Consider the following 20,542-nt stretch of genomic DNA (forward strand, 5'->3'; position numbering starts at 1 on the left):
GCGCTACCCCGACAGGCCGCCCAGGGCCACCCCTTCCGCGGCGAGGGCGGACCACAGCCGCGCGTCGCGCCCGTAGACGTCGTTGCGGAAATGCAGGCGCCCCTCGGTATCCGTGAAGGCGGTGCGGTAGACGAGGTGGACGGGCAGCGGCTCGACGAGATCGACGCGGGTATTCGCGCCGCTGTTCAGCCGGGCGTCGAAGAACCCGACCGGATCGTCCTCCTGCCGCTCGAGCAGGTGGTAGGCGAAGTCGAGGGGATCGTTCAGCCGGATGCAACCATGGCTGAAGGTCCGCACCTCCCGCGCGAAGAGGCTGCGCGAGGGCGTGTCGTGCAGGTAGATGTTGTACTGGTTGGGGAACATGAACTTCACCCGGCCGAGCGCGTTGTTCGGCCCAGGCGGCTGGCGGAGCGAGTAGTTCACCCGCCCGTTCACCATGACGTTGGACACGCCCACGACCTGCCCACGGTTGTTGACCGCCTGGAAGCCGCCCGGCACGCGTCCGCCGTATTCGCCCCGGATGATCGAGGCGGGCACGTACCAGTAGGGATTGATCTCCATGTATTCCATGACGTCCGAGAATTCGGGCGTCTGGCGATCGGCGCTGCCCGCCCCGATGACCGACCGGGTCTCGAAGGTGACGCGGTCATGATCGACGACCTGGGCGTGGAAATCGGTGAGGTTGACCCAGATGTGGCGGTCCCCCCGCTCGAAGTTCATCCAGCGCTCGCGTTCCATCGCGACGAGCACGGATTGCAGCCGCTCCTCCGGCGGGACGTTGAGCGCGGCGCGGGTCCCCTCGCCCACCACCCCGTCGGGCTCGATCCCGACGGAGTCCTGGAAGGCACGGACGGCGGCCTCGATCTGGGCATCGTAGGTCGCGGTTCGGGTCCGCCCGAGCCAGCCCATGGCCGTCAGCCGGTCGCGCAGCGCGACCACGGCCGGCCCGCTCGAGCCGAGGCGCAGGCCCGCGCTCGGCACGGCCGCGCCCCAGCCGCCGGTCCGCAGGTCGGCCTCGAGCTGCATCTTGGCCCGCATCAGGCGGACATATTCGGGATTGCGCGGGGCGAGACCGCGAATGAAGTCGAGCGGCGCCTCGGCCGCGATGAAGTCCTCCAGCAGTTCCTGCCGGTCGGCATAGGGCACCTCGCGCCGGATCAGCGGCACGACCTCGCGCGGGGTCAGGATGCCGGACTGCACCGCACGGGCGTAGTCGAGATAGGCGCGGCTGAGCTCCACCTCCATCCGGCCGAGCTCGGCCGGGCCGCGCGCCGCCCGCAGCCGGGTCACCAGCGCGGCGGGGTCGAACCGTGCCGCCGGCAGGCCATGGGTCGGCGCCTGGGTCAGGGCGGTCATCAGCGCGTTGCGCCGCGCCACGGCGACAGGCTCGGATCCGGACCAGACCGGAGCGAATCCCCTGCCCCGGTAGAAGGCGGCGAGATCCTCGTCGCGGGCCGCGCTTTCCGCCACGGCGACGCGGAACGGATCGATCGAGGCAAGCACCTGGGTCGGCTGCTGCGCCGTCGCGGCCGGCGGGACCATGCCGACGAGGAACGAGGCCAGCGCGGCGGCGAGCAGGGAACGGGGGCGGATCGGCATGGGCAGCGGGGCTTTCCGGGTTCGGGAGGCAGAACGACAAGCAGACAAGGTCAGTGTGCGATCCGGCTGACCCGGCGTCCAGCCCGACCGGCGCCGCGATTGTGGCAGGAGCGCATCAGCGGCATCGCGGCCACAGGTGCCCATGAAAGCGCCGCCCTGCCGGTCAGGACGGCAAAGTTTCGCCGATTCAGAAATTGTTCGGAACGACTCGGTAAACGAAGGTTGGTCGGTGGGATCGGCTGTGCCATACAGTCCGTGCCTCTGGGGAAAAAATGGCAGGTCCGTCCAACGAGACGGACAGAACACAGAAGCGACGGGACAGGCGCTCACATGACGGAAAACAGCTCTACGGGCCTCACTCGGCGTGGGCTCCTTCGGGCCTTTGCCGCGACCACACTGACGGCAGCCCCCACCTACTCCAACGCCTTCGGCTTCCTGCGCGGGGCCGGCGACATCAGGCGGATCCGGATGTATTCGGGCCGCACGGGCGAACGGATCGACACGATCTACTGGATCGAGGGCGAATACATCGGCGAAGCGATTCGCGAGGTGAACGCCTTCATGCGCGACTGGCGCAACGGGCAGACGATCAACATCGACACCCGCACGATCGACATCATCGCCGCGACCCACAACCTGCTGGATGCCGGAAACGAGCCCTACATGCTGCTCTCCGGCTACCGCTCCCCGCAGACCAACGAGATGCTGCGCCGCACGTCGTCGGGCGTCGCGCGCAACTCGCTCCACCTGCAGGGCCAGGCGGCGGACCTGCGGCTGAACGGCCGCTCGGTCAACCAGATCGCCCGCGCGGCCGGGTCGTGCAATGCCGGCGGCGTCGGCCGCTACTCCGGCTCGAACTTCGTCCACATGGATTGCGGCGCGGTGCGCAGCTGGGGCGCCTGAGCGCCCCACGCCACCACCGACCCGACGCAAAAGGGCGCCCTCCGGGGCGCCCTTTCGTCTTTGCGGTCCCGTGCGGGAGAGGTCAGCCGAGGCGGCTGACCACCACCGTGACTTCCGGCTTCTTGCCGATCTCGGCCTGCGCGGTGTTGCGGGCGATCCGGCGCAGCTCCTTGTCGAGCCCCTCCTCGTCGCGCAGCGTGCCGCGCTTGGCCCGGTTCACGAACTGCGTCAGGTCCGCCTCCAGCACCTCCACCAGCGAGGCGTTGGACCGCCCGGTTTCCGGCAGGCCCATCGTCTCGCACCAGACATCGCCCAGAGGCTCGTCGTTCTCGTCGAGGATCAGGGTGATCGTCACCTGCCCGTTCAGCGCCATGCGGATCCGGTCGCGGATCACGCCGTCCATCGCGCCGTACATGGCCGATCCGTCGAGATAGAGCCGCCCGGTATCGATGTATTCCGCCACCTTCGGCCGGTCGCCCATCAGGTCCAGCATCATGCCGTTCGTGGCCACGATGGACGGGATCCCCCGCTCCTCGGCCAGCTTGGCGTGCTCGCGCAGGTGGCGGTGCTCGCCATGCATCGGGACGATCATCTGCGGCTTCGTCAGCGTGTGCATCTGGACGAGGTCCGGCCGGTTCGCGTGGCCCGAGACGTGGTAGCGGCCGCCATCGTCGTCGACCACGTCCACCCCCTTTTCCGAGAGCTGGTTCATGATCCGGATCACGCCGCGCTCGTTGCCGGGGATGATCTTGGAGCTGAAGAGGAAGGTGTCGCCCTCCTGCAGGGAAAGGCCGAAATAGGTCTGGCTGGAGAGCTGGGCAGAAGCGGCCCGCCGCTCGCCCTGCGATCCGGTCACGATGAGGGCGAGGTTCTGGCGCGGGATCTCGGCCGCCTCCTCGGGGGAGACGGTCTTCGGGAACCCCGTCAGAAGGCCCGTCGCCTCCGCCACCTCGGTCATGCGCCGCATCGCGCGGCCCATCAGGCAGATCGTGCGGCCCGCCGCCTCTGCCGCGAGGGCCAGCGTCTTCACCCGCGCGACGTTGCTGGCGAAGGTCGTCGCCACCACCATGCCGCCGGCCTCGCGGTAGAGCCGCTCGATCTCGGGCGCGAGGGTCGCTTCGGACCGGCCGGGCTGCGGCGAGAAGACATTGGTCGAATCGCACATCAGCGCTCGGACCCCGCCGGCAGAGACGCTCTCCCACAGGGCCGCGTCGAAGGGCTCTCCCACCACGGGGGTCACGTCGACCTTGAAGTCGCCCGTATGCAGGACGCGGCCCGCCGGCGAGTCGATGGCGAGGCCCGAGCTCTCGGGGATGGAATGCGAGATCGGCAGGAAGCCGACGGTGAAGGGGCCGACCGTGGTCGTCGCGGGCCAGGCCTCGACCACGTGCAGGTCGCTGACCGGAGCGCCCTGCTCCTCGAGCTTGCGCTTGGCGATCTCGGCCGTGAACTTGCGGGCATAGATCGGCGCGCGCAGGCGATCCCACAGCAGGCCGACCGCGCCGACATGGTCCTCGTGCGCGTGGGTGATGAAGACCGCCTCGATCCGCTTCCGGTTCGCCTCCAGCCAGGCCATGTCGGCCATGATGAGGTCGACGCCGGGCGAGGTGTCCATGTCCGGGAATGTCACGCCCAGATCGACGACGATCAGGCGTTCCTTTCCGGGCGCGCCGTAGCCGTAGACATAGGCGTTCATGCCGATTTCCCCGGCGCCGCCGAGGGGGAGGTAGATCAGTCTGTCGCGACTCATGAAGTGTCCTTGTTGTATCTCTGGATGACCGTCAGGCCATGGATTGTCAGGTCGTCCTCGATCGTGTCGAAGAGCGTCTCGCCCGTTGCGAAGAGGGGGGCGAGTCCCCCGGTGCCGATGGCGCGCATGGGGCGCCCGTATTCGTCGCGGATGCGTCTCAGGATCCCGTCCACGAGACCGATATAGCCCCAGAAGACGCCGGATTGGATGCATCCGACCGTGTTCGTGCCGATCACCTTGGGCGGGCGGCTGACATCGACATGGGGCAGCGCGGCCGCCCCCTGGTGCAGCGCCTCGAGGGAGAGGTTGACGCCCGGGGCGATGACCCCGCCGACATAGGCGCCGTCCTCGGCGACCACGTCGAAATTGGTGGCCGTGCCGAAATCGACGACCACGACGTCGCCGCCATGCCGGTCGAAGGCGCCGGCCGCGTTCGCCAGCCGGTCCGGGCCGGGACGCACCCCCTCCTCCACCCGCGGCGGGACCGGCAGGCGGCAATCGGGCCGGCCGACCACGCTGGGCCGGCATTCGAAGTAGCGGTCGCACAGGACACGCAGGTTGAACACGACCCGCGGCACCGTGGACGAGATGATGACCTCGGTGATGTCGCCGTAGATGCCGCGCAGGTCCATCAGCTGGGTCAGCCAGGTGTAGTATTCGTCGGCCGTCCGCTGGTGCTGCGTGGCGATCCGCCAGGTCGACAGGAACGCGCCGTCGCGCCAGAGCGCGAAGACGGTGTTGGTGTTGCCGCAATCGATGCAGAGCAGCATGTCAGGGCGCCGGGAAATAGACGTCGGCCGCGGGGATCGAGCGTGGCCCCCGCGCGGTGATCAGGATCAGGTTGCCGTCCTGGTCGACCGTGTCGAACAGGCCCCTGACCGTTTCCTTCCCCGTGCGGGCGACGATCTCCTCGCCCAGCCGGGCGGCGTGGCGCAGCCAGTCCTCGCGGATGCGGGGAAAGCCGAACGTGTCCCACTTACCCTCCTGCGTCGCCATGTTCGAGGCGAGGACCGTGAGGAAATCCTCGGGCAGGACGAGGTCCGCCCCCGCGTCGATCAGGCTGATCGGGGTGAAGGCGGCGCCCGGCTCGGGCGGCGGCGCCTTGCGCAGGTTCACCCCGATGCCGATGGCCAGCCAGTCAACGAAATGTCCGCCCCCGGCGCTCTCCAGCAGGATGCCGGCGACCTTGCAATCGTCGAGCAGCACGTCGTTCGGCCATTTCAGCGACAGCCTCTCGCGGCTGACGAAGAAGGCGAGCGACTCGAACAGCGCGTTCGCGGCGAGGAAGGACCGCTTCGCCGCCTCGTGCGCGGTCGCCTGCGGCCGCGAGATCAGGGTCGCGGCGAAATTGCCCTTCGGGCTGTCCCAGGCCCGGCCCCGGCGGCCGCGGGCGGCGCTCTGCTCGTGGGCCAGGATCCAGGTCGGCCGGTCGAGGGTCCGCACGATCCGCGCGGCCTCGGCCATCGTGCTGTCGACCTCGGGCAGGATTATGCGGCCGTAGCCCGCGGGCCAGAGCCGCCTGGGCGCCCTACTGGACAACGACCACGACCACCGGATCGACCAGCGCCGCCGCCGCCCGCTGCGCGACCTGAGGCACCCCGAAGAGGTTGATGACGCCCAGCACCATCGCCGCGGCGGAGACCATCAGGAAGCCCCAGAGCACCGGCGGCATGCCGCTGTCGAGAGTCGCCTTCTCCTCGCCGAAATACATGTAGAACACGATCCGCAGGTAGTAGAACGCGCCGATAACGGAGGCGATCACGCCGAGGATGGCCAGCCAGCCGAGCCCGGCATCCACCGCCGCCTGGACGACGTAGAGCTTGCCGAAGAAGCCGACCATCGGCGGCACCCCGGCGAGGCTGAACATCAGGACCAGCAGCGCCAGCGCCTTGAGCGGCTCGCGCACCGAATACCCGTTGAGCAGGGCGATGTCCGTCGTCGGCCGACCGTCCCGCTCCATCGACAGGATGAAGGCGAAGGTGCCGATGTTCATCGTGACGTAGATCGCCATGTAGATCAGCATCGCCTGCACGCCGAGCGCGGTGCCGGCGGCGAGGCCCATCAGCGCGTAGCCCATATGGGCGATCGAGGAATAGGCCATCAGCCGCTTGATGTCGCGCTGGCCGATCGCGGCGACGCCGCCCCAGAACATCGACACGACCGACAGGAAGGCGACGATCTGGCGCCAGTCGCCGACGACCCCGCCGAAGGCGTCGAACACGACCCGGGCGAAGAGGCCCATCGCCGCGACCTTGGGCGCGGTGGCGAGGAAGGCGGTGACCGGCGTCGGCGCACCCTCGTAGACGTCGGGCGTCCACATGTGGAACGGCGCGGCCGAGACCTTGAAGGCGAAGCCCGCGATCAGGAAGGCGAGGCCGAAGAGCAGCCCGAGGGACGTGCCGCCCGCCGTGGCCGCGATGATGCCCTCGAACTGGGTGGTGCCTGCGTAGCCGTAGGTCAGCGACGCGCCGTAGAGCAGCAGTCCCGAGGAGAGCGCGCCGAGGACGAAGTATTTCAGGCCCGCTTCGGTCGATTTCGGGCTGTCCCGCCGCAGCGAGGCGACGACGTAGAGCGCGAGCGACTGGAGCTCGAGCCCCATGTAGAGGCTCATCAGGTCGCCGGCCGAGACCATGACCATCATGCCGACCACGGACAACGCGACGAGGACCGGGTACTCGAAGCGCAGCAGGCCGCGCCGCGTCATGTAGTTCTCGGACATGAAGAGGACGGCGGCGGCCGAGAGCAGGATCACCACCTTGGCGAAGCGGGCGAACCCGTCGTTGACGAAGGTGCCGGAGAAGGCGATCTCGTCCCCGCGCCCGGTGCCGATCCACAGCGCCAGCAGCACGAAGAGGGCCGAGGTCACCCAGACCAGCAGCGTCGCCGCCTTGTCCTTGCCCGTGTAGACCGCGGCCAGCAGCGCGACCATCGCGTAGAGCGAGAGCACGATCTCGGGCAGCAGGATCGAGAGGTCGTTGGAGATCATGTCGTCTTACTCCTCGCCGGCTTCGGCGTCGGCCGCTGGGGCCGCTACGGTCGCGGGCTCGGACTCGGCCGAGGCGACCTGCGTGGTGGCGGCGAATTCGGCGCGCGCGGTCTCGACGTCGTCGACGAGGTTGGCGACGGCCGGACCGGTGATGTCGGTGGCGAGCCAGGGCATCACGCCGAGGATCAGCGTCATCGCGACCAGCGGCGCGAAGATCCACTTCTCGCGCGCGGTGAGGTCGCGGATCGACTTCAGCGCCTCCTTGATGAGGTCGCCCATCACGACGCGCCGGTAGAGCCAGAGCGCATAGGCCGCCGACAGGATCACGCCGGTCGTCGCGACCGCGGCAACCCAGGTGTTCACCTGGAAGATGCCCATGAGCGTCAGGAACTCGCCGATGAAGCCGGACGTGCCCGGCAGGCCGACATTCGCCATGGTGAAGAACAGGAAGATCATCGCGTAGGACGGCATCCGGTTCACGAGGCCGCCATAGGCGTCGATCTCGCGCGTATGCATCCGGTCGTAGATCACGCCCACGCAGAGGAAGAGCGCGCCCGAGATGAAGCCGTGGCTGAGCATCTGGAAGATCGCGCCGTCGAGGCCCTGCTGGTTCGCCGCGAAGATCCCCATCGTCACGTAGCCCATATGGGCGACGGAGGAGTAGGCGATCAGCTTCTTCATGTCCTCCTGCACCAGCGCGACGAGCGAGGTGTAGACGATGGCGATCGCGCTCATCCAGAACACCAGCGGGCCCAGGATCTCGGACCCCACGGGGAACATCGGCAGCGAGAAGCGCAGGAAGCCGTAGCCCCCCATCTTCAGCAGGATCGCGGCCAGCACGACCGACCCGGCGGTGGGCGCCTGGACGTGCGCGTCCGGCAGCCAGGTATGGACGGGCCACATCGGCATCTTCACCGCAAAACTGGCAAAGAAGGCGAGCCAGAGCAGCGTCTGCATCCCGCCCAGCACGTTGAGGCCGAGCACCGTCATCGGCGCGGAGGAGAACTGGAACTCGAGCAGCTGCACGATGTCGGACGTGCCCGCCTGGACGTACATCGCGACCATCGCCACCAGCATCAGCACCGAGCCGAGGAAGGTGTAGAGGAAGAACTTGAACGCCGCGTAGATCCGGTCCTTGCCGCCCCAGATGCCGATGATCAGGAACATCGGGATCAGGCCCGCCTCGAAGAAGAGGTAGAACAGGAACAGGTCGAGCGCGCAGAACACGCCCAGCATCAGCGTTTCCAGCACGAGGAACGCGATCATGTATTCCTTGACCCTCGTCTCCACCTCCCAGCAGGCGGCGATGACGAGCGGCATGAGGAAGGTCGTCAGCATGACGAAGAGCACGCTGATGCCGTCGACGCCCATCTTGTAGTGCAGGCCGAGCAGCCATTCCCTGTCCTCGACGAACTGGAAGCCGGGAGCCGAGGCGTCGAAGCCGAACAGGATGAACAGCGACACCACGAAGGTGAAGGCCGTCGTGGCGAGCGCCACCCACTTGGCGTTGCGGCGGGCCGCCTCGTCGTCGCCGCGCAGGAACAGGGCGAGGATGACCGCCCCGACCAGCGGGATGAACGTCGTGAGCGAGAGGATATTGCCCATCAGTTCGCACCCCCGGACAGCGTGAGCCAGGTGATGATGAGGGCAATCCCGATCACCATCGCGAAGGCGTAGTGGAAGATGTAGCCGGACTGCGCCCGGTTCGCGGCGCGGGTCAGGGCGGGGATGATCCCCATCGCGACACCGTTGATCGAGCCGTCGATCACGTCGCCGTCGCCCCGCCGCCAGAAGAACCGTCCGATGACGCCGGCCGGGTGCACGAAGAGCCAGTTGTAGAACTCGTCGAAGTACCACTTGTTCAGCAGGAAGCGGTAGAGCGGCGCCTGCGCCGTGGCCAGGCGGCCGGGCAGCGACGTGTCCCGGATGTAGAACAGCCAGGCGGTCACGAGGCCGAGCAGCATCGCCACGAAGGGCGAGACCTTGACCCAGATCGGGGCGGCATGCGCGTCGTCGATGACGTGGTTGTCGGGGGCGATGTAGATCGCGCCGTCACCCGGTGCGCCCCCGAAGGCGAAGTGATGTCCCTCGCCCGCGGGATCGTCCTCGGTCGATTCCGTGATCGCCGCGGCCGCGCCCTCGGCATCGCCCTCGGCCAGCTCCTCGGCGGCGGCGCCGACGCCCTCGCCGTGATCGCTCTCGCCTTCCTCGTGCGCCTCGGCGCTTTCGGCCGCCGGGATGTCGAAGAAGGAGGCGACGCGCTCGCTCTCGCCGAAGAAGACGCCGTACCAGATCATCCCGGCGAAGACCGCGCCGAGCGACAGAACGCCGAGCGGAGCGGTCATGACGAGCGGGCTCTCATGCGCATGCTCGTGCGTGTGCCGGTCGCCGCGCGGCTCGCCGAAGAAGGTCAGGAACATCAGGCGCCAGGAATAGAAGCTGGTGAAGCAGGCGGCGACGACGAGCAGCCAGAAGGCATAGCCCGATCCGCCGGCCCAGGCGCTCTCGATCACCGCGTCCTTCGACAGGAAGCCGGCGAAGCCGATATGGGTCAGCGGGATGCCGACGCCGGTGATCGCCAGCGTGCCGATCATCATCGCCCAGAACGTCCAGGGCATCTTTTTCCGCAGGCCGCCGTAGTTCCGCATGTCCTGCTCGTGATGCATCCCGTGGATGACCGAGCCGGCGCCGAGGAACAGCATCGCCTTGAAGAAGGCATGCGTGAAGAGGTGGAACATCGCGACCGAATAGACGCCCGAGCCGGCGGCGACGAACATGTAGCCGAGCTGCGAGCAGGTCGAATAGGCGATCACGCGCTTGATGTCGGTCTGCACGAGGCCGACCGTCGCGGCGAAGAAGGCCGTGGTCGCGCCGATGATGACGATGAAGTCCTTTGCCGCCGGCGCGAACTCGATCACCGGCGACATCCGGCAGACGAGGAACACGCCCGCCGTGACCATGGTCGCGGCGTGGATCAGCGCCGAGACGGGGGTCGGCCCCTCCATCGCGTCGGGCAGCCAGGTGTGCAGCAGCAGCTGCGCCGACTTGCCCATCGCGCCGATGAAGAGCAGCACGGCAGCCAGCTCGGCGGCGTTGAACTCGGCCCAGAGGAAAGCGATCTGCGTGTTCGCCAGGCGCGGCGCCTCGGCGAAGATCACGTCGAACTGGACGCTGTCGGTGAGGAAGAACAGCGCGAAGATCCCGAGCGCGAAGCCGAAATCGCCGACCCGGTTCACGACGAAGGCCTTGATCGCGGCGGCGTTGGCGCTCGGCTTGCGGAAGTAGAAACCGATCAGGAGGTACGACGCGACGCCCACGCCTTCCCACCCGAAGAACATCTGGATCAGGTTGTCCGCCGTCACGAGCATCAGCATCGCGAAGGTGAAGAACGACAGGTAGGCGAAGAAGCGGGGCCTGTAGCTCTCGCCGTCGCGGAAATTGTCGTCATGGGCCATGTAGCCCTGCGAATAAAGGTGAACCAGCGCCGAGACGGTGGTGATCACGATCAGCATGATCGCCGTAAGTCGGTCGAGCCGGATCGCCCAGTAGGTGTCGAGAGAGCCCGACGAGACCCAGCGCATGATCTCGATATGCAGCGTCTCGTCGCCGAGCGTCAGGAAGACGGTCCAGGACAGCAGCGCCACGAGGAACAGGATGCCTGTCGCGATCCAGGTGGCGGCCGCCTCGCCGATCCAGCGCCAGGTGAAGCCGCAGATGAGGGCGCCGATCAGGGGCGCGAAGAGGATGATCGTGGTCATGGCGTGTCCTTAACCGATCACGTGCCCGGCGGCGACGAAGGAGAGGAAGGGGGCGGCGAACGGACCGTGGGCGACGGGAAGCGCCGGCAGGGATCCGATCGTCGACATGCCGAGTTCGGCCGAGATCATCTCGACCTGCCCGGCAAGGGAAGCGGTATCGGCGGAAACGTCGCTCATCTCCTCAGCCCCGCATCACGTTGACGTCCTCGACGTCGATCGAGCCCTTGGTCCGGAAGAAGCAGACCAGGATGGCGAGGCCGATGGCGGCCTCGGCCGCCGCGACCGTCAGCACGAAGAGCGTGAAGACCTGCCCGACCATGTCGAGGTGGTAGGAGGAGAAGGCGACGAGGTTGATGTTGACCGACAGCAGGATCAGCTCGATCGACATCAGCAGGATGATGATGTTCTTGCGGTTCAGGAACAGCCCGAAGATGCCGATCACGAAGAGGGCCGCGGCCACGGTGAGGTAGTGTTCCAGTCCGATCATCGTCTCTCGTCCCCCGGGCGGCTTGCTCCGCCTCGTTCGCTTGCGGCGGGTGGGCCCGCGCGTTCGTCCGTTTCCCGCCCGATAGCCTGACCACCGGGCGGGGGAAACCCTCTCAGAGCCCCTGCCCCGGCTTCACGTCGTGCACCTTCATCGCCTTGGCCGGATCGCGCATCATCTGCGTGATCGGATCCTGCCGCTTCACGTCCTGGCGGTGGCGCAGGGTCAGCACGATCGCCCCGATCATCGCGACCAGCAGGACGAGGCCCGCCAGCTGGAACAGCAGGAAGTAGCGGTCGTAGATCAGCAGGCCGAGCAGCTGCGTGTTCGGCTGGTCGAGGAGGATCGGCGCGACCAGCCGCTCCTCGAAGCCCTCGGACGTGCCCCAGACCCCCAGCGCGAGACCGAGCTGCATCAGGATGATGATCCCGATCAGCAGCGCGAGCGGCACGTATTTCGCCATCTCGGCCTTCAGCGCGGCGAAGTCGATGTCGAGCATCATCACGACGAAGAGGAACAGCACCGCGACCGCGCCGACATAGACGATCATCAGCAGCATCGCGATGAACTCCGCCCCCAGCAGGACGAAGAGACCCGCCGCGGAGAGGAAGGACAGGATCAGCCAGAGCACCGAATGGACCGGGTTGCGGGCCAGCACGGTCATCAGCGCGCCGCCCAGAAGGGTGACGGCGAAGAGATAGAAGGTGACGACGGCGACGGTCATTTCGCCTCCCCTTTGGTGGTGGTGATGGCGCGGGTCACTCGGCCCCCTCCATCGCGTCGGTGGCGATCTCCATCGCCTTGGTCATGGCCGGCACGCCGCCGAACATTCCGGCGAGGCCGATCGTCTCGGCGATCTCCTGCTTCGTCGCGCCGGCCTCTCGGGCGTGGCGGACGGTCAGGCGGATCTGGCTCTCGGCCTGGGCGCCGAGGATAGTCAGGCCCTGCAGGGTCAGCAGCAACTTGGTCCTGCTGTCCAGCCCCTCGGGGTTGAAGGTCTTGCCCATGAAGGTCTCCATGACCTCCTTGGGCATGGTGGGCCAGAGCGCCTCGAACCCCTTCGGCGTGAAGTTCTCCAGCGCGGGATTCATCGCGCGGGCCCAGTCCTGGGTCGCCTTCATCATCGCCGCGAAGGGGTTCTGATCGCTCATCGCCGTTACCGGTAGGGCGCGTCGAGTTCGAGGTTGCGGGCGATCTCCGCCTCCCAGCGCTCGCCGTTCTCGAGAAGCTTGGCCTTGTCGTAGTAGAGCTCCTCGCGCGTCTCGGTCGAGAACTCGAAGTTCGGCCCCTCGACGATGGCGTCGACCGGGCAGGCCTCCTGGCAGAAGCCGCAATAGATGCACTTCGTCATGTCGATGTCGTAGCGCGTCGTGCGCCGGCTGCCGTCGGCGCGCGGCTCGGCGTCGATGGTGATCGCCTGGGCGGGGCAGATCGCCTCGCACAGCTTGCAGGCGATGCACCGCTCCTCGCCGTTGGGATAGCGGCGCAGCGCGTGCTCGCCCCGGAACCGGGGGGAGAGCGGTCCCTTCTCATGCGGGTAATTCAGCGTCGCCTTGGGCTTGGCGAAGTATTTCAGGCCGAGCTTAAAGCCGGTGAAGATGTCCTGGAGCAGGAAGTACTTCGCGGCGCGGCCGTAGTCGATCTGGCTCATTGCGAACCTCCGGAAACGGGGAAAGGGGCGTCGGCGGGGCGCATCACGCCCCCGCCCAGCGGGCCCAGAAGCTGCCCAGCACCTCGAACTTGGCGAGGAAGGCGACCAGCACGACCCAGGCCAGTGACATCGGGAGGAAGACCTTCCACCCGAGGCGCATGAGCTGGTCGTAGCGGAAGCGCGGCACGATCGCCTTCACCATCGCGAAGATGAAGAAGCAGAACAGGATCTTCAGCACCATCCACAGGATGCCGTCGGGCAGGCCGGGGATCGGCGACAGCCAGCCGCCGAGGAACAGCAGCGACACCAGCGCGCACATCAGGACCATGGCGACGTATTCGCCGATCATGAAGAGCAGGAAGGGCGTCGAGGAATATTCCACCTGGTAGCCCGCGACGAGTTCCGATTCCGCTTCCGGCAGGTCGAAGGGCGGGCGGTTCGTCTCGGCCAGGGCGCTGATGAAGAAGAGGAACAGCATCGGGAAATGCGGCAGCCAGTACCAGCCGAGGATCCCCCAGCCGGTATCCTGCGCCAGAACGATATGCGTCAGGTTCAGCGAGCCTGTCGAGATGATGACGCCGACGATGATCAGGCCGATCGACACTTCGTACGAGATCATCTGCGCGGCGGAACGAAGGCTTCCGAGGAACGGATACTTCGAGTTCGACGCCCAGCCGCCCATGATCACGCCGTAGACCTCGAGCGAGGAGACGGCGAAGATGTAGAGGATGGCGACGTTGATGTCGGCCAGGACCCAGCCCTCGTCGAAGGGGATCGCCGCCCAGGCGATCACGGCGAGGGTGAAGGACAGGACGGGCGCGAGGAAGAAGACGAACCGGTCGGCGCCGGCCGGCACGACCACTTCCTTCACGATGTACTTTAGGAAGTCCGCAAAGCTCTGCAGCAGGCCGAACGTGCCGACGACGTTGGGGCCGCGGCGCAGCTGGACCGCCGCCCAGACCTTGCGGTCGGCGTAGAGCAGGAAGGCCAGCGCGACCAGCAGCGGGACTAGGATCAGCAGGCACTGCCCGATGGTGAGCAGAACGATGCCGAACGCATTGTCGGTGAAGAATTGATACATGCGTCGTCCCCTTGGCCGCCCTGTCCGGGCCGGGCTTCAGACCGATGGTATTCCGTTCAGTGCGCAGTTCGCGACGGTCACTTCGGCGTCGATCGTCCGGACCCCCCGAGGCAGGTCCGGCGAGATGGTGTAAACAGCATCCGCGCGCCAGATTCCAGTCCCCGGCTCGACCAAAGTGCGGACGTGGCGGGCAAAGGAATAACCGCGGATCAGGGTGTACTGCGCCGCCGCGCAGCGCGCGTAATCGTCCAGATCCTCGCGGCTGCGCGGGTTCTCGACCTCGACGAGGAAACTGACCAGATCGCCGTCCAGAAGCCGGGTCTCGACCCCGGCGAACCGGCGGGCGCCGTCGCCCTGCGGGACGCTCGGCGCGCAGCCCGCCGCCGCGAGGGCGGCGAGCGCGATCAGGGCCAGGCGCGGCACGCGGGCGCTTATTCGGCGGCGAGCCGGGTGCTCGAGCGCCCCGCCGCGTTCGCGGACAGCTCGCCCATCAGGGCGGAGGCGCGGGCGATCGGGTTCGACAGGTAGAAGTCGCGGATCGTCGATGCGAACTCGCCCTGCCCCATCTCGCCCGTCGGCTCGGCCCGCCACTCGTTCTCGATCACCTCGTCCACGCGGGCGAGGTGCGGCACGTCCGCCACCAGCTTCTGCCGCAGCTGGGCCATGCTGTCCCAGGGCAGCTGCTGCCCGACCTGCGGCGAAAGGGCGCGCAGGATCGACCAGTTCTCCTTGGCCTCGCCCGGGGCGAAGCCGGCGCGCAGCGCCAGCTGCGGGCGCCCCTCGGTGTTGACGAAGAGCCCGTTCTCCTCGGTCCAGGCGGCGGCGGGAAGGATCACGTCGGCGCGGTGCGCGCCGCGGTCGCCGTGCGAGCCCTGGTAGATGACGAAGGCGCCCTCGGGCATGTCGATCTCGTCGGCGCCGAGGTTGTAGACCACGTCGGCACCGTCCAGCGCGGCGTCGATCCCGCCCTCCGTCACCGCGCCGACATCCATCGCCCCGACCCGGCCGGCGGCGGTATGCAGGACCAGAAGCCGCGAGTCCGTCGCCTCGGCATGGGCCATCGCCTCGGCCAGGACGGCCGCGCCGTTCGCGCCCGTCAGCGCGCCCATCCCGACGACGACGACGCTGGCATGCGCCTTCGCCTCCTCGGGATCGGCCTTGCGCAGGTCGGCCAGCGCCGCCGTTCCGGTGCCGAGATGGGCGTAGTCGTAGGTCAGTTCGGCATCCTCGCCGATCACGCCGACGGTCGCGCCGTGCAGCCAGGCCTTGCGGATGCGGGCGTTCAGGACCGGCGCCTCCGCCGCGGGATTCGTCCCGACGAGGAGGATGCCGCCGGCATGGCCGAGATCCTCGACCCGGGCCGTGCCGACATAGCCCGAGCGGTTCCCGGCCGGTAGCTTCGCCCCGTCGGTGCGGCACTCGACGACGCCGCCGATCCCCTCGACCAGTGTCTTGAGCGAATAGGCCGATTCGACCGAGGCGAGATCCCCGACCAGGCCCGCGACCTTCGTCGCGCCCTTCATCCTCTCGGCGGCGAGGCTGAGCGCCTCGCCCCAGCTCGCCGGGCGCAGCTTGCCGTTCTCGCGGATATAGGGCTTGTCGAGGCGCTGGCGGCGCAGCCCGTCGAAGACGAAGCGCGTCTTGTCCGAGATCCACTCCTCGTTCACGCCGTCATGGTTGCGCGGCAGGATGCGCATGACCTCGCGGCCCTTGGTGTCCACACGGATGTTCGATCCCAGCGCGTCCATCACGTCGACCGACTCGGTCTTCGTCAGCTCCCACGGGCGGGCGGTGAAGGCATAGGGCTTGGACACCAGCGCCCCGACGGGGCAGAGGTCGATGATGTTGCCCTGCAGGTTGGAATGCAGCGTCTCGCCCAGGTAGGACGTGATCTCGGCATCCTCGCCCCGGCCGGTCTGGCCCATCTGGCTGATGCCCGCGACCTCGGTCGTGAAGCGCACGCAGCGGGTGCACGAGATGCAGCGCGTCATGTGGGTTTCGACCAGCGGGCCGAGATTCAGGTCATCCACGGCCCGCTTCGGCTCGCGGTAGCGCGAGAAGTCGACGCCGTAGGCCATCGCCTGGTCCTGCAGGTCGCATTCGCCGCCCTGGTCGCAGATCGGGCAGTCGAGCGGATGGTTGATGAGCAGGAACTCCATCACCCCCTCGCGGGCCTTCTTGACCATCGGCGAGTTCGTCTTGACCTGCGGCGGGGCGCCGTCCTTGCCGGGGCGCAGGTCCTTGACCTGCATCGCGCAGGAGGCGGCGGGCTTGGGCGGGCCGCCCACCACCTCGACGAGGCACATCCGGCAATTGCCGGCGATGGAGAGACGCTCGTGGTAGCAGAAGCGGGGAATCTCGATCCCCGCCTCCTCGCAGGCCTGGATCAGGGTCATCGCGCCCGGAACCTCGATTTCCTGACCGTCGATGACGACTTTCTTCAGATCCGACATGGGGATGCGCCTCTGCCTTGGGCCTGGCGCCGGGGGATGGGCGCCGCTCGCGTTCGAGCGCGTTCTAGCGCGGCTCGCGGCGGGATTCCAGCGCGGCGCGCCTCACCCCTGCGCGCGCGATCAGTCGCGGATGTCGCGGGCCTCGTCGCGCTTGAGTTCGGCCCGGCTCTCGTTCCGGCGCCGGGCCAGGATCCTCTCGATCAGCGGCACCGACACCCACGAGATCAGCGGGACGGTGATCGCGGTGGTCAGCAGGATCTCGGCCCAGAGCGGCCAGTCCACGTCCAGCCATTCCAGCAGGTAGCTCATCAGGGCGACGCTCGGATAGACCGTCAGCCATATGCCGGCCAGCCGCAGCCACCGTTCCGATCTGCTCATCCGTCTGCCCCTTTGCCGGTCCGGAACAGAAACACCGGACCGGCGGATCGGTTCGGACGATCAGCGCAGAAGCCGGCCGATCGGGGTGTCAGCCGCGATCTGCTCGCGGCCGACGGCGCAATAGGTGGCCCAGTCGCCCTCGACCCCGCCGAGATCGCGCAGCCGCTGGCGGGCGATGGCCTCGAGCCGGTCCTTCTCGGTATCGTTGTCCATGAAGGCCTGGATCTGTTCCTCGGTATAGCCCAGCCGCTCGGCCTCGGCCTTCAGCGCCCACAGATACTGCACGCCCCGCACCATGCGGGCGCTGAGATCGTCGCACTTGTCGCCGATCTCGTAGGCGATGGCGGTGGCGATCAGTCCCTCGGTGATGCTGCGCTCGTTCCGCAGCTCTGACCGCGCGGCGGTCGAGGCCGCGAAGAGCGCGGGAATCGAGAGAAAGGCGAGCGCGCGAAGCGCGATTCGGAACGACATGGGACACCTCTGCTGGTCCGTTGCGGCCGGCTTGCATCCCCTGCCCGAGGATCGCCGGCTCATGCCCGAACCAAAGCCCTCGGGGCCCTGTCAGGCAATAGCAGCGCCGGTCACACCGATGTCAGAGGCGGAAAGCGGCCGGGACGGTCAGTCGATCTCGCCGCGCGCGCGCAGCCAGTCCCAGCCGAAGGCCCGGTCGCTGGCCCCGTCCCGGGCGAGGCGCGCCATCCGGTCCGCCGCCTCCGCCGCGTCCGGCCGGTGCCCTTCGGGCACGTGCCAGAGAACGAGCCGGGGACCGGGCTGCGGCGCGAACCACGCGTCGCGCCGGTCGAAGAAACGGCGATGAACCGAACGGAAGGCGAAATCGTGCAGCGCCCGGGCATCGGTCCAGACCGACAGGGTCGAGGCGAGTCGCGGATCGGGGCCGAGCGGGCTGCCGGGATCGGTCTGCGCCGCCTCCATCTGGTCGGGCGGCATCATCCAGACGAAGCCGCGTGACCGGGCGGCGACCGCGTTCACCCGGTCGAGGTTGTCCGTGAATTCCGCCAGCCGGGGATCGTCCCAGTCATGGCGCAGGATGCCGCGATTGAACTCCGCCAGATGCACCGCCGGTCAGCCCGGCCCGCAGCCCGGTGGCGGCGCGAAGCTCCAGACGCCGAGCGAACCCTCGACCGCCTCGCCGGTCTCCGAGAGGATGTCGATGGGAGTCGTGTCGGGAACGATGCCGCAGAAGGACAGGGTCCGGATCGCGGCCTCGCCGACCGTCGGCCCGACGGCGAAGACGCGCGGCCCGACCGGGGTCTCCAAGAGGCGGACATCCGGCCGGTCCCGTGGCGCCGCGGGACCGCCCTCCGCCTCCCTCGGCGCCTCGAGGCAGGCCGCGAGCGGCAGCGCGGCCAGGACCAGCGCAGCCGCCCGGAGGCTCATTCCGCCGCGATCGCCGCGCCGCCGCCCTGGCGGCGGATGCGGTCCTCGATCTCGTCGCGGAAGTTGCGGATGAGACCCTGGATCGGCCAGGCGGCGGCGTCGCCGAGGGCGCAGATCGTGTGCCCCTCGACCTGCTTGGTCACGTCGAAGAGCATGTCGATCTCCTCGACGCTCGCCTGTCCCTTAACCAGCCGGTCCATGACCCGCATCATCCAGCCGGTGCCCTCGCGGCAGGGCGTGCACTGGCCGCAGCTCTCGTGCTTGTAGAACTTCGACAGGCGCCAGATCGCCTTGATGATGTCGACGCTGCGATCCATCACGATCACCGCCGCGGTGCCGAGGCCCGAGCCCAGATCCCCGCGCAGGTAGTCGAAATCCATCACGGCGTCCTTCATCTTCTCGCCCCGCACGCAGGGGACGGAAGAGCCGCCGGGGATCACGGCGAGCAGGTTGTCCCAGCCGCCCCGGATGCCGCCGCAATGCTTCTCGATCAGCTCCTCGAACGGGATGCTCATCGATTCCTCGACCACGCAGGGATTGTTCACGTGGCCCGAGATGGCGAAGACCTTGGTGCCCGCGTTGTTCTGCCGGCCGAAGCCGCTGAACCAGCCCGCCCCGCGGCGCAGGATCGTCGGCGCGACGGCGATCGATTCGACGTTGTTCACCGTGGTCGGGCAGCCGTAGAGGCCCGCCCCCGCCGGGAAGGGCGGCTTCATCCGGGGCATGCCCTTCTTGCCCTCGAGGCTCTCGAGCAGCGCGGTCTCCTCGCCGCAGATATAGGCGCCCGCGCCGTGATGCAGGTAGAGGTCGAAATCCCAGCCGGACCCGGCGGCGTTCCGGCCCAGCAGGCCATCGTCATAGGCCTCGTCGATGGCGCGCTGCAGCGCTTCCTTCTCGCGGATGTATTCGCCGCGGATGTAGATGTAGCAGGCATGCGCGTTCATCGCGAAGGACGCGATCAGGCAGCCCTCGATCAGCGTGTGCGGATCGTGGCGCATGATCTCGCGGTCCTTGCAGGTGCCGGGCTCGGATTCGTCGGCATTCACCACGAGGTAGGCGGGGCGGCCGTCGCTCTCCTTCGGCATGAAGGACCACTTGAGGCCGGTGGGGAAGCCCGCGCCGCCGCGGCCGCGCAGGCCCGACGCCTTCATCTCCTCGATGATCCAGTCGCGGCCCTTGCCAATCAGCCCGGCCGTGTCGTCCCACAGCCCGCGCTTCTTGGCGCCGGCAAGGGAGCGGTCGTGCATCCCGTAGAGGTTGGTGAAGATCCGGTCCTGATCCTGAAGCATCGCTCTTACCTCTCGTCCGGTCTGCCCGGCTTGGGCCTGCCCGCGCGTCCCGCGCGCCAGACCTGATACGTCATCCACAGCGCGAGGCCAAACCCCGCGAGGGCGAAAAGATCGACCAGCCCCAGGAGGCGGGGCGGCCAGGACAGGATCCCGCCGATCACGTTCAGCGCCAGCCAGCCGAGGCCGGTGCCGGCAAGAAGCAGCGCGGCGCGCCGCCCCGCAGCGGCCCGCGCGCGGGCGGCCGGATCTTGGGGGTCCGTCATGCGCCCTTCATAGCGTCATGGCAGCGCGGCTCAAGCGCGATCGCCCCGCCGCGCCATCAGGATCCGTAGCGCCACGAGCCCTTGCGGGCGGCCAGTTCCTGCTGGCCCGGCAGGGGCTTCGACGGGGACCAGCGGGCAGAGGCGCCCTGCCCCGGACCAGGCTCCGCCTGCTGCGGGCGGTCCGGCAGGGGCGCCGCCATCGGCGCCGCGCCGCCCGGCGCCGGCTCGTCGGCCATGCCCATCGGCGCCGCAATGTCGGGCGCGGCGGCGAAATCCGAGCTCGGCCCCTCGACCGACGGGCCGCAGCGCACGTAGGACAGGGCGAGGCCGGACAGCCCAGCGACGATCAGTCCCAGGACCAGCGCGGCGAAGAAGCCGGTCACCACCAGCCACATCAGGACGAGGACGATTGCGCCGATGGCGGCGCCCGCGCCCCAGGCGCGGCGAAGGCAGTCGGGATGGGCGCCGGTCATTCCTGTCCTCCTCGATACAGCGATGCCGCATCCTGGCACGGGCCGGGCCGTTGCCGGTCAGGAAACGGGGCGCCCT

Annotated in this window: 23 protein-coding genes; 1 reads left to right on the forward strand and 22 read right to left on the reverse strand. The window is 68.3% G+C overall.

The window, feature by feature from the left end; genetic code table 11:
* Nucleotides 1-3: 3 nt before the first annotated feature.
* Nucleotides 4-1,599: a L,D-transpeptidase family protein gene (locus BUE30_RS15505; RefSeq protein WP_073333319.1), complete on the reverse strand. Its 1,596-nt coding sequence runs from the start codon at nt 1,597-1,599 to the stop codon at nt 4-6.
* A 330-nt stretch (nt 1,600-1,929) separates the two neighbouring features.
* Here BUE30_RS15505 and mepK point away from each other — a divergent pair, with 330 nt between their 5' ends.
* A complete protein-coding gene (gene mepK / locus BUE30_RS15510; protein ID WP_073333324.1) occupies nt 1,930-2,502 on the forward strand; it encodes a peptidoglycan L,D-endopeptidase MepK in 573 nt (190 codons plus the stop codon).
* A gap of 82 nt (nt 2,503-2,584) precedes the next feature.
* Here the strand turns inward: mepK and BUE30_RS15515 are convergent, their stop codons facing one another.
* From BUE30_RS15515 to BUE30_RS15610, 21 genes are all read right to left on the reverse strand, one after another.
* Nucleotides 2,585-4,252, reverse strand: a complete 1,668-nt coding sequence (locus BUE30_RS15515; RefSeq protein ID WP_073333329.1) for a ribonuclease J — start codon at nt 4,250-4,252, stop codon at nt 2,585-2,587.
* A complete protein-coding gene (locus tag BUE30_RS15520; protein WP_073333334.1) occupies nt 4,249-5,022 on the reverse strand; it encodes a type III pantothenate kinase in 774 nt (257 codons plus the stop codon). Before BUE30_RS15520 ends, BUE30_RS15515 begins: the two co-directional genes overlap by 4 nt.
* Nucleotide 5,023: 1 nt before the next feature.
* On the reverse strand, nt 5,024-5,791 hold the full coding sequence (locus BUE30_RS15525) for a biotin--[acetyl-CoA-carboxylase] ligase (protein WP_280157213.1): 768 nt from the start codon (nt 5,789-5,791) through the stop codon (nt 5,024-5,026).
* Nucleotides 5,781-7,238 carry an NADH-quinone oxidoreductase subunit NuoN gene (gene nuoN / locus BUE30_RS15530; protein ID WP_073333337.1) on the reverse strand — a complete coding sequence of 486 codons (1,458 nt, stop codon included), beginning with the start codon at nt 7,236-7,238 and terminating at the stop codon, nt 5,781-5,783. Before nuoN ends, BUE30_RS15525 begins: the two co-directional genes overlap by 11 nt.
* 6 nt (nt 7,239-7,244) lie before the next feature.
* A complete protein-coding gene (locus tag BUE30_RS15535; RefSeq protein ID WP_073333340.1) occupies nt 7,245-8,843 on the reverse strand; it encodes an NADH-quinone oxidoreductase subunit M in 1,599 nt (532 codons plus the stop codon).
* Nucleotides 8,843-10,996 (reverse strand): NADH-quinone oxidoreductase subunit L, encoded by a 2,154-nt coding sequence (nuoL, locus tag BUE30_RS15540; RefSeq protein ID WP_073333343.1) that lies wholly within the window; start codon nt 10,994-10,996, stop codon nt 8,843-8,845. Before nuoL ends, BUE30_RS15535 begins: the two co-directional genes overlap by 1 nt.
* A gap of 9 nt (nt 10,997-11,005) precedes the next feature.
* Nucleotides 11,006-11,173, reverse strand: coding sequence for a hypothetical protein (locus BUE30_RS17865; protein WP_170865658.1), 168 nt, complete (start codon nt 11,171-11,173; stop codon nt 11,006-11,008).
* 4 nt (nt 11,174-11,177) lie between these two features.
* Entirely contained in the window at nt 11,178-11,483 is a 306-nt protein-coding gene (gene nuoK / locus BUE30_RS15545; RefSeq protein WP_073333347.1) for an NADH-quinone oxidoreductase subunit NuoK, read from the reverse strand.
* 112 nt (nt 11,484-11,595) lie between these two features.
* A complete protein-coding gene (locus BUE30_RS15550) occupies nt 11,596-12,204 on the reverse strand; it encodes an NADH-quinone oxidoreductase subunit J (RefSeq protein WP_073333351.1) in 609 nt (202 codons plus the stop codon).
* Between the two features lie 34 nt (nt 12,205-12,238).
* A complete protein-coding gene (locus BUE30_RS15555) occupies nt 12,239-12,631 on the reverse strand; it encodes a carboxymuconolactone decarboxylase family protein (protein ID WP_073333356.1) in 393 nt (130 codons plus the stop codon).
* A 5-nt stretch (nt 12,632-12,636) separates the two neighbouring features.
* On the reverse strand, nt 12,637-13,131 hold the full coding sequence (gene nuoI / locus BUE30_RS15560; protein ID WP_073333361.1) for an NADH-quinone oxidoreductase subunit NuoI: 495 nt from the start codon (nt 13,129-13,131) through the stop codon (nt 12,637-12,639).
* A gap of 43 nt (nt 13,132-13,174) precedes the next feature.
* A complete protein-coding gene (gene nuoH, locus BUE30_RS15565) occupies nt 13,175-14,212 on the reverse strand; it encodes an NADH-quinone oxidoreductase subunit NuoH (RefSeq protein WP_073333364.1) in 1,038 nt (345 codons plus the stop codon).
* Between the two features lie 36 nt (nt 14,213-14,248).
* The gene (locus tag BUE30_RS15570) at nt 14,249-14,635 is read right to left on the reverse strand and encodes a hypothetical protein (RefSeq protein ID WP_073333369.1); all 387 of its coding nucleotides are present in this window, start codon (nt 14,633-14,635) and stop codon (nt 14,249-14,251) included.
* A gap of 8 nt (nt 14,636-14,643) precedes the next feature.
* Nucleotides 14,644-16,665, reverse strand: a complete 2,022-nt coding sequence (gene nuoG, locus BUE30_RS15575) for an NADH-quinone oxidoreductase subunit NuoG (protein ID WP_073333372.1) — start codon at nt 16,663-16,665, stop codon at nt 14,644-14,646.
* A gap of 120 nt (nt 16,666-16,785) precedes the next feature.
* A complete protein-coding gene (locus BUE30_RS15580) occupies nt 16,786-17,043 on the reverse strand; it encodes a putative antibiotic biosynthesis monooxygenase (protein ID WP_073333376.1) in 258 nt (85 codons plus the stop codon).
* Between the two features lie 60 nt (nt 17,044-17,103).
* Complete coding sequence (locus BUE30_RS15585; protein ID WP_073333381.1) at nt 17,104-17,514, reverse strand: DUF5333 domain-containing protein; 411 nt, start codon at nt 17,512-17,514, stop codon at nt 17,104-17,106.
* 147 nt (nt 17,515-17,661) lie between these two features.
* A complete protein-coding gene (locus tag BUE30_RS15590) occupies nt 17,662-18,120 on the reverse strand; it encodes a DUF3291 domain-containing protein (RefSeq protein ID WP_073333386.1) in 459 nt (152 codons plus the stop codon).
* Between the two features lie 6 nt (nt 18,121-18,126).
* Nucleotides 18,127-18,441 (reverse strand): hypothetical protein, encoded by a 315-nt coding sequence (locus BUE30_RS15595; RefSeq protein WP_073333389.1) that lies wholly within the window; start codon nt 18,439-18,441, stop codon nt 18,127-18,129.
* On the reverse strand, nt 18,438-19,730 hold the full coding sequence (gene nuoF / locus BUE30_RS15600; RefSeq protein ID WP_073333395.1) for an NADH-quinone oxidoreductase subunit NuoF: 1,293 nt from the start codon (nt 19,728-19,730) through the stop codon (nt 18,438-18,440). Before nuoF ends, BUE30_RS15595 begins: the two co-directional genes overlap by 4 nt.
* A gap of 5 nt (nt 19,731-19,735) precedes the next feature.
* Nucleotides 19,736-19,993 (reverse strand): DUF5337 family protein, encoded by a 258-nt coding sequence (locus BUE30_RS15605; RefSeq protein WP_073333399.1) that lies wholly within the window; start codon nt 19,991-19,993, stop codon nt 19,736-19,738.
* Nucleotides 19,994-20,049: 56 nt separating this feature from the next.
* On the reverse strand, nt 20,050-20,466 hold the full coding sequence (locus BUE30_RS15610; protein WP_073333403.1) for a hypothetical protein: 417 nt from the start codon (nt 20,464-20,466) through the stop codon (nt 20,050-20,052).
* Nucleotides 20,467-20,542: the final 76 nt, after the last annotated feature.

This window comes from Wenxinia saemankumensis (assembly GCF_900141735.1).
GTDB classification, from domain to species: Bacteria; Pseudomonadota; Alphaproteobacteria; order Rhodobacterales; family Rhodobacteraceae; genus Wenxinia; species Wenxinia saemankumensis.

What these genes read in the sequence shown, in the direction of transcription:
- BUE30_RS15505 (WP_073333319.1), bottom strand. Translation starts at nt 1,599, where the DNA reads ATGCCGATCCGCCCCCGTTCCCTGCTCGCCGCCGCGCTGGCCTCGTTC.
- mepK (WP_073333324.1), top strand. Translation starts at nt 1,930, where the DNA reads ATGACGGAAAACAGCTCTACGGGCCTCACTCGGCGTGGGCTCCTTCGG.
- BUE30_RS15515 (WP_073333329.1), bottom strand. Translation starts at nt 4,252, where the DNA reads ATGAGTCGCGACAGACTGATCTACCTCCCCCTCGGCGGCGCCGGGGAA.
- BUE30_RS15520 (WP_073333334.1), bottom strand. Translation starts at nt 5,022, where the DNA reads ATGCTGCTCTGCATCGATTGCGGCAACACCAACACCGTCTTCGCGCTC.
- nuoN (WP_073333337.1), bottom strand. Translation starts at nt 7,238, where the DNA reads ATGATCTCCAACGACCTCTCGATCCTGCTGCCCGAGATCGTGCTCTCG.
- BUE30_RS15535 (WP_073333340.1), bottom strand. Translation starts at nt 8,843, where the DNA reads ATGGGCAATATCCTCTCGCTCACGACGTTCATCCCGCTGGTCGGGGCG.
- nuoL (WP_073333343.1), bottom strand. Translation starts at nt 10,996, where the DNA reads ATGACCACGATCATCCTCTTCGCGCCCCTGATCGGCGCCCTCATCTGC.
- BUE30_RS17865 (WP_170865658.1), bottom strand. Translation starts at nt 11,173, where the DNA reads ATGAGCGACGTTTCCGCCGATACCGCTTCCCTTGCCGGGCAGGTCGAG.
- nuoK (WP_073333347.1), bottom strand. Translation starts at nt 11,483, where the DNA reads ATGATCGGACTGGAACACTACCTCACCGTGGCCGCGGCCCTCTTCGTG.
- BUE30_RS15550 (WP_073333351.1), bottom strand. Translation starts at nt 12,204, where the DNA reads ATGACCGTCGCCGTCGTCACCTTCTATCTCTTCGCCGTCACCCTTCTG.
- BUE30_RS15555 (WP_073333356.1), bottom strand. Translation starts at nt 12,631, where the DNA reads ATGAGCGATCAGAACCCCTTCGCGGCGATGATGAAGGCGACCCAGGAC.
- nuoI (WP_073333361.1), bottom strand. Translation starts at nt 13,131, where the DNA reads ATGAGCCAGATCGACTACGGCCGCGCCGCGAAGTACTTCCTGCTCCAG.
- nuoH (WP_073333364.1), bottom strand. Translation starts at nt 14,212, where the DNA reads ATGTATCAATTCTTCACCGACAATGCGTTCGGCATCGTTCTGCTCACC.
- nuoG (WP_073333372.1), bottom strand. Translation starts at nt 16,665, where the DNA reads ATGTCGGATCTGAAGAAAGTCGTCATCGACGGTCAGGAAATCGAGGTT.
- BUE30_RS15580 (WP_073333376.1), bottom strand. Translation starts at nt 17,043, where the DNA reads ATGAGCAGATCGGAACGGTGGCTGCGGCTGGCCGGCATATGGCTGACG.
- BUE30_RS15585 (WP_073333381.1), bottom strand. Translation starts at nt 17,514, where the DNA reads ATGTCGTTCCGAATCGCGCTTCGCGCGCTCGCCTTTCTCTCGATTCCC.
- BUE30_RS15595 (WP_073333389.1), bottom strand. Translation starts at nt 18,441, where the DNA reads ATGAGCCTCCGGGCGGCTGCGCTGGTCCTGGCCGCGCTGCCGCTCGCG.
- nuoF (WP_073333395.1), bottom strand. Translation starts at nt 19,730, where the DNA reads ATGCTTCAGGATCAGGACCGGATCTTCACCAACCTCTACGGGATGCAC.
- BUE30_RS15605 (WP_073333399.1), bottom strand. Translation starts at nt 19,993, where the DNA reads ATGACGGACCCCCAAGATCCGGCCGCCCGCGCGCGGGCCGCTGCGGGG.
- BUE30_RS15610 (WP_073333403.1), bottom strand. Translation starts at nt 20,466, where the DNA reads ATGACCGGCGCCCATCCCGACTGCCTTCGCCGCGCCTGGGGCGCGGGC.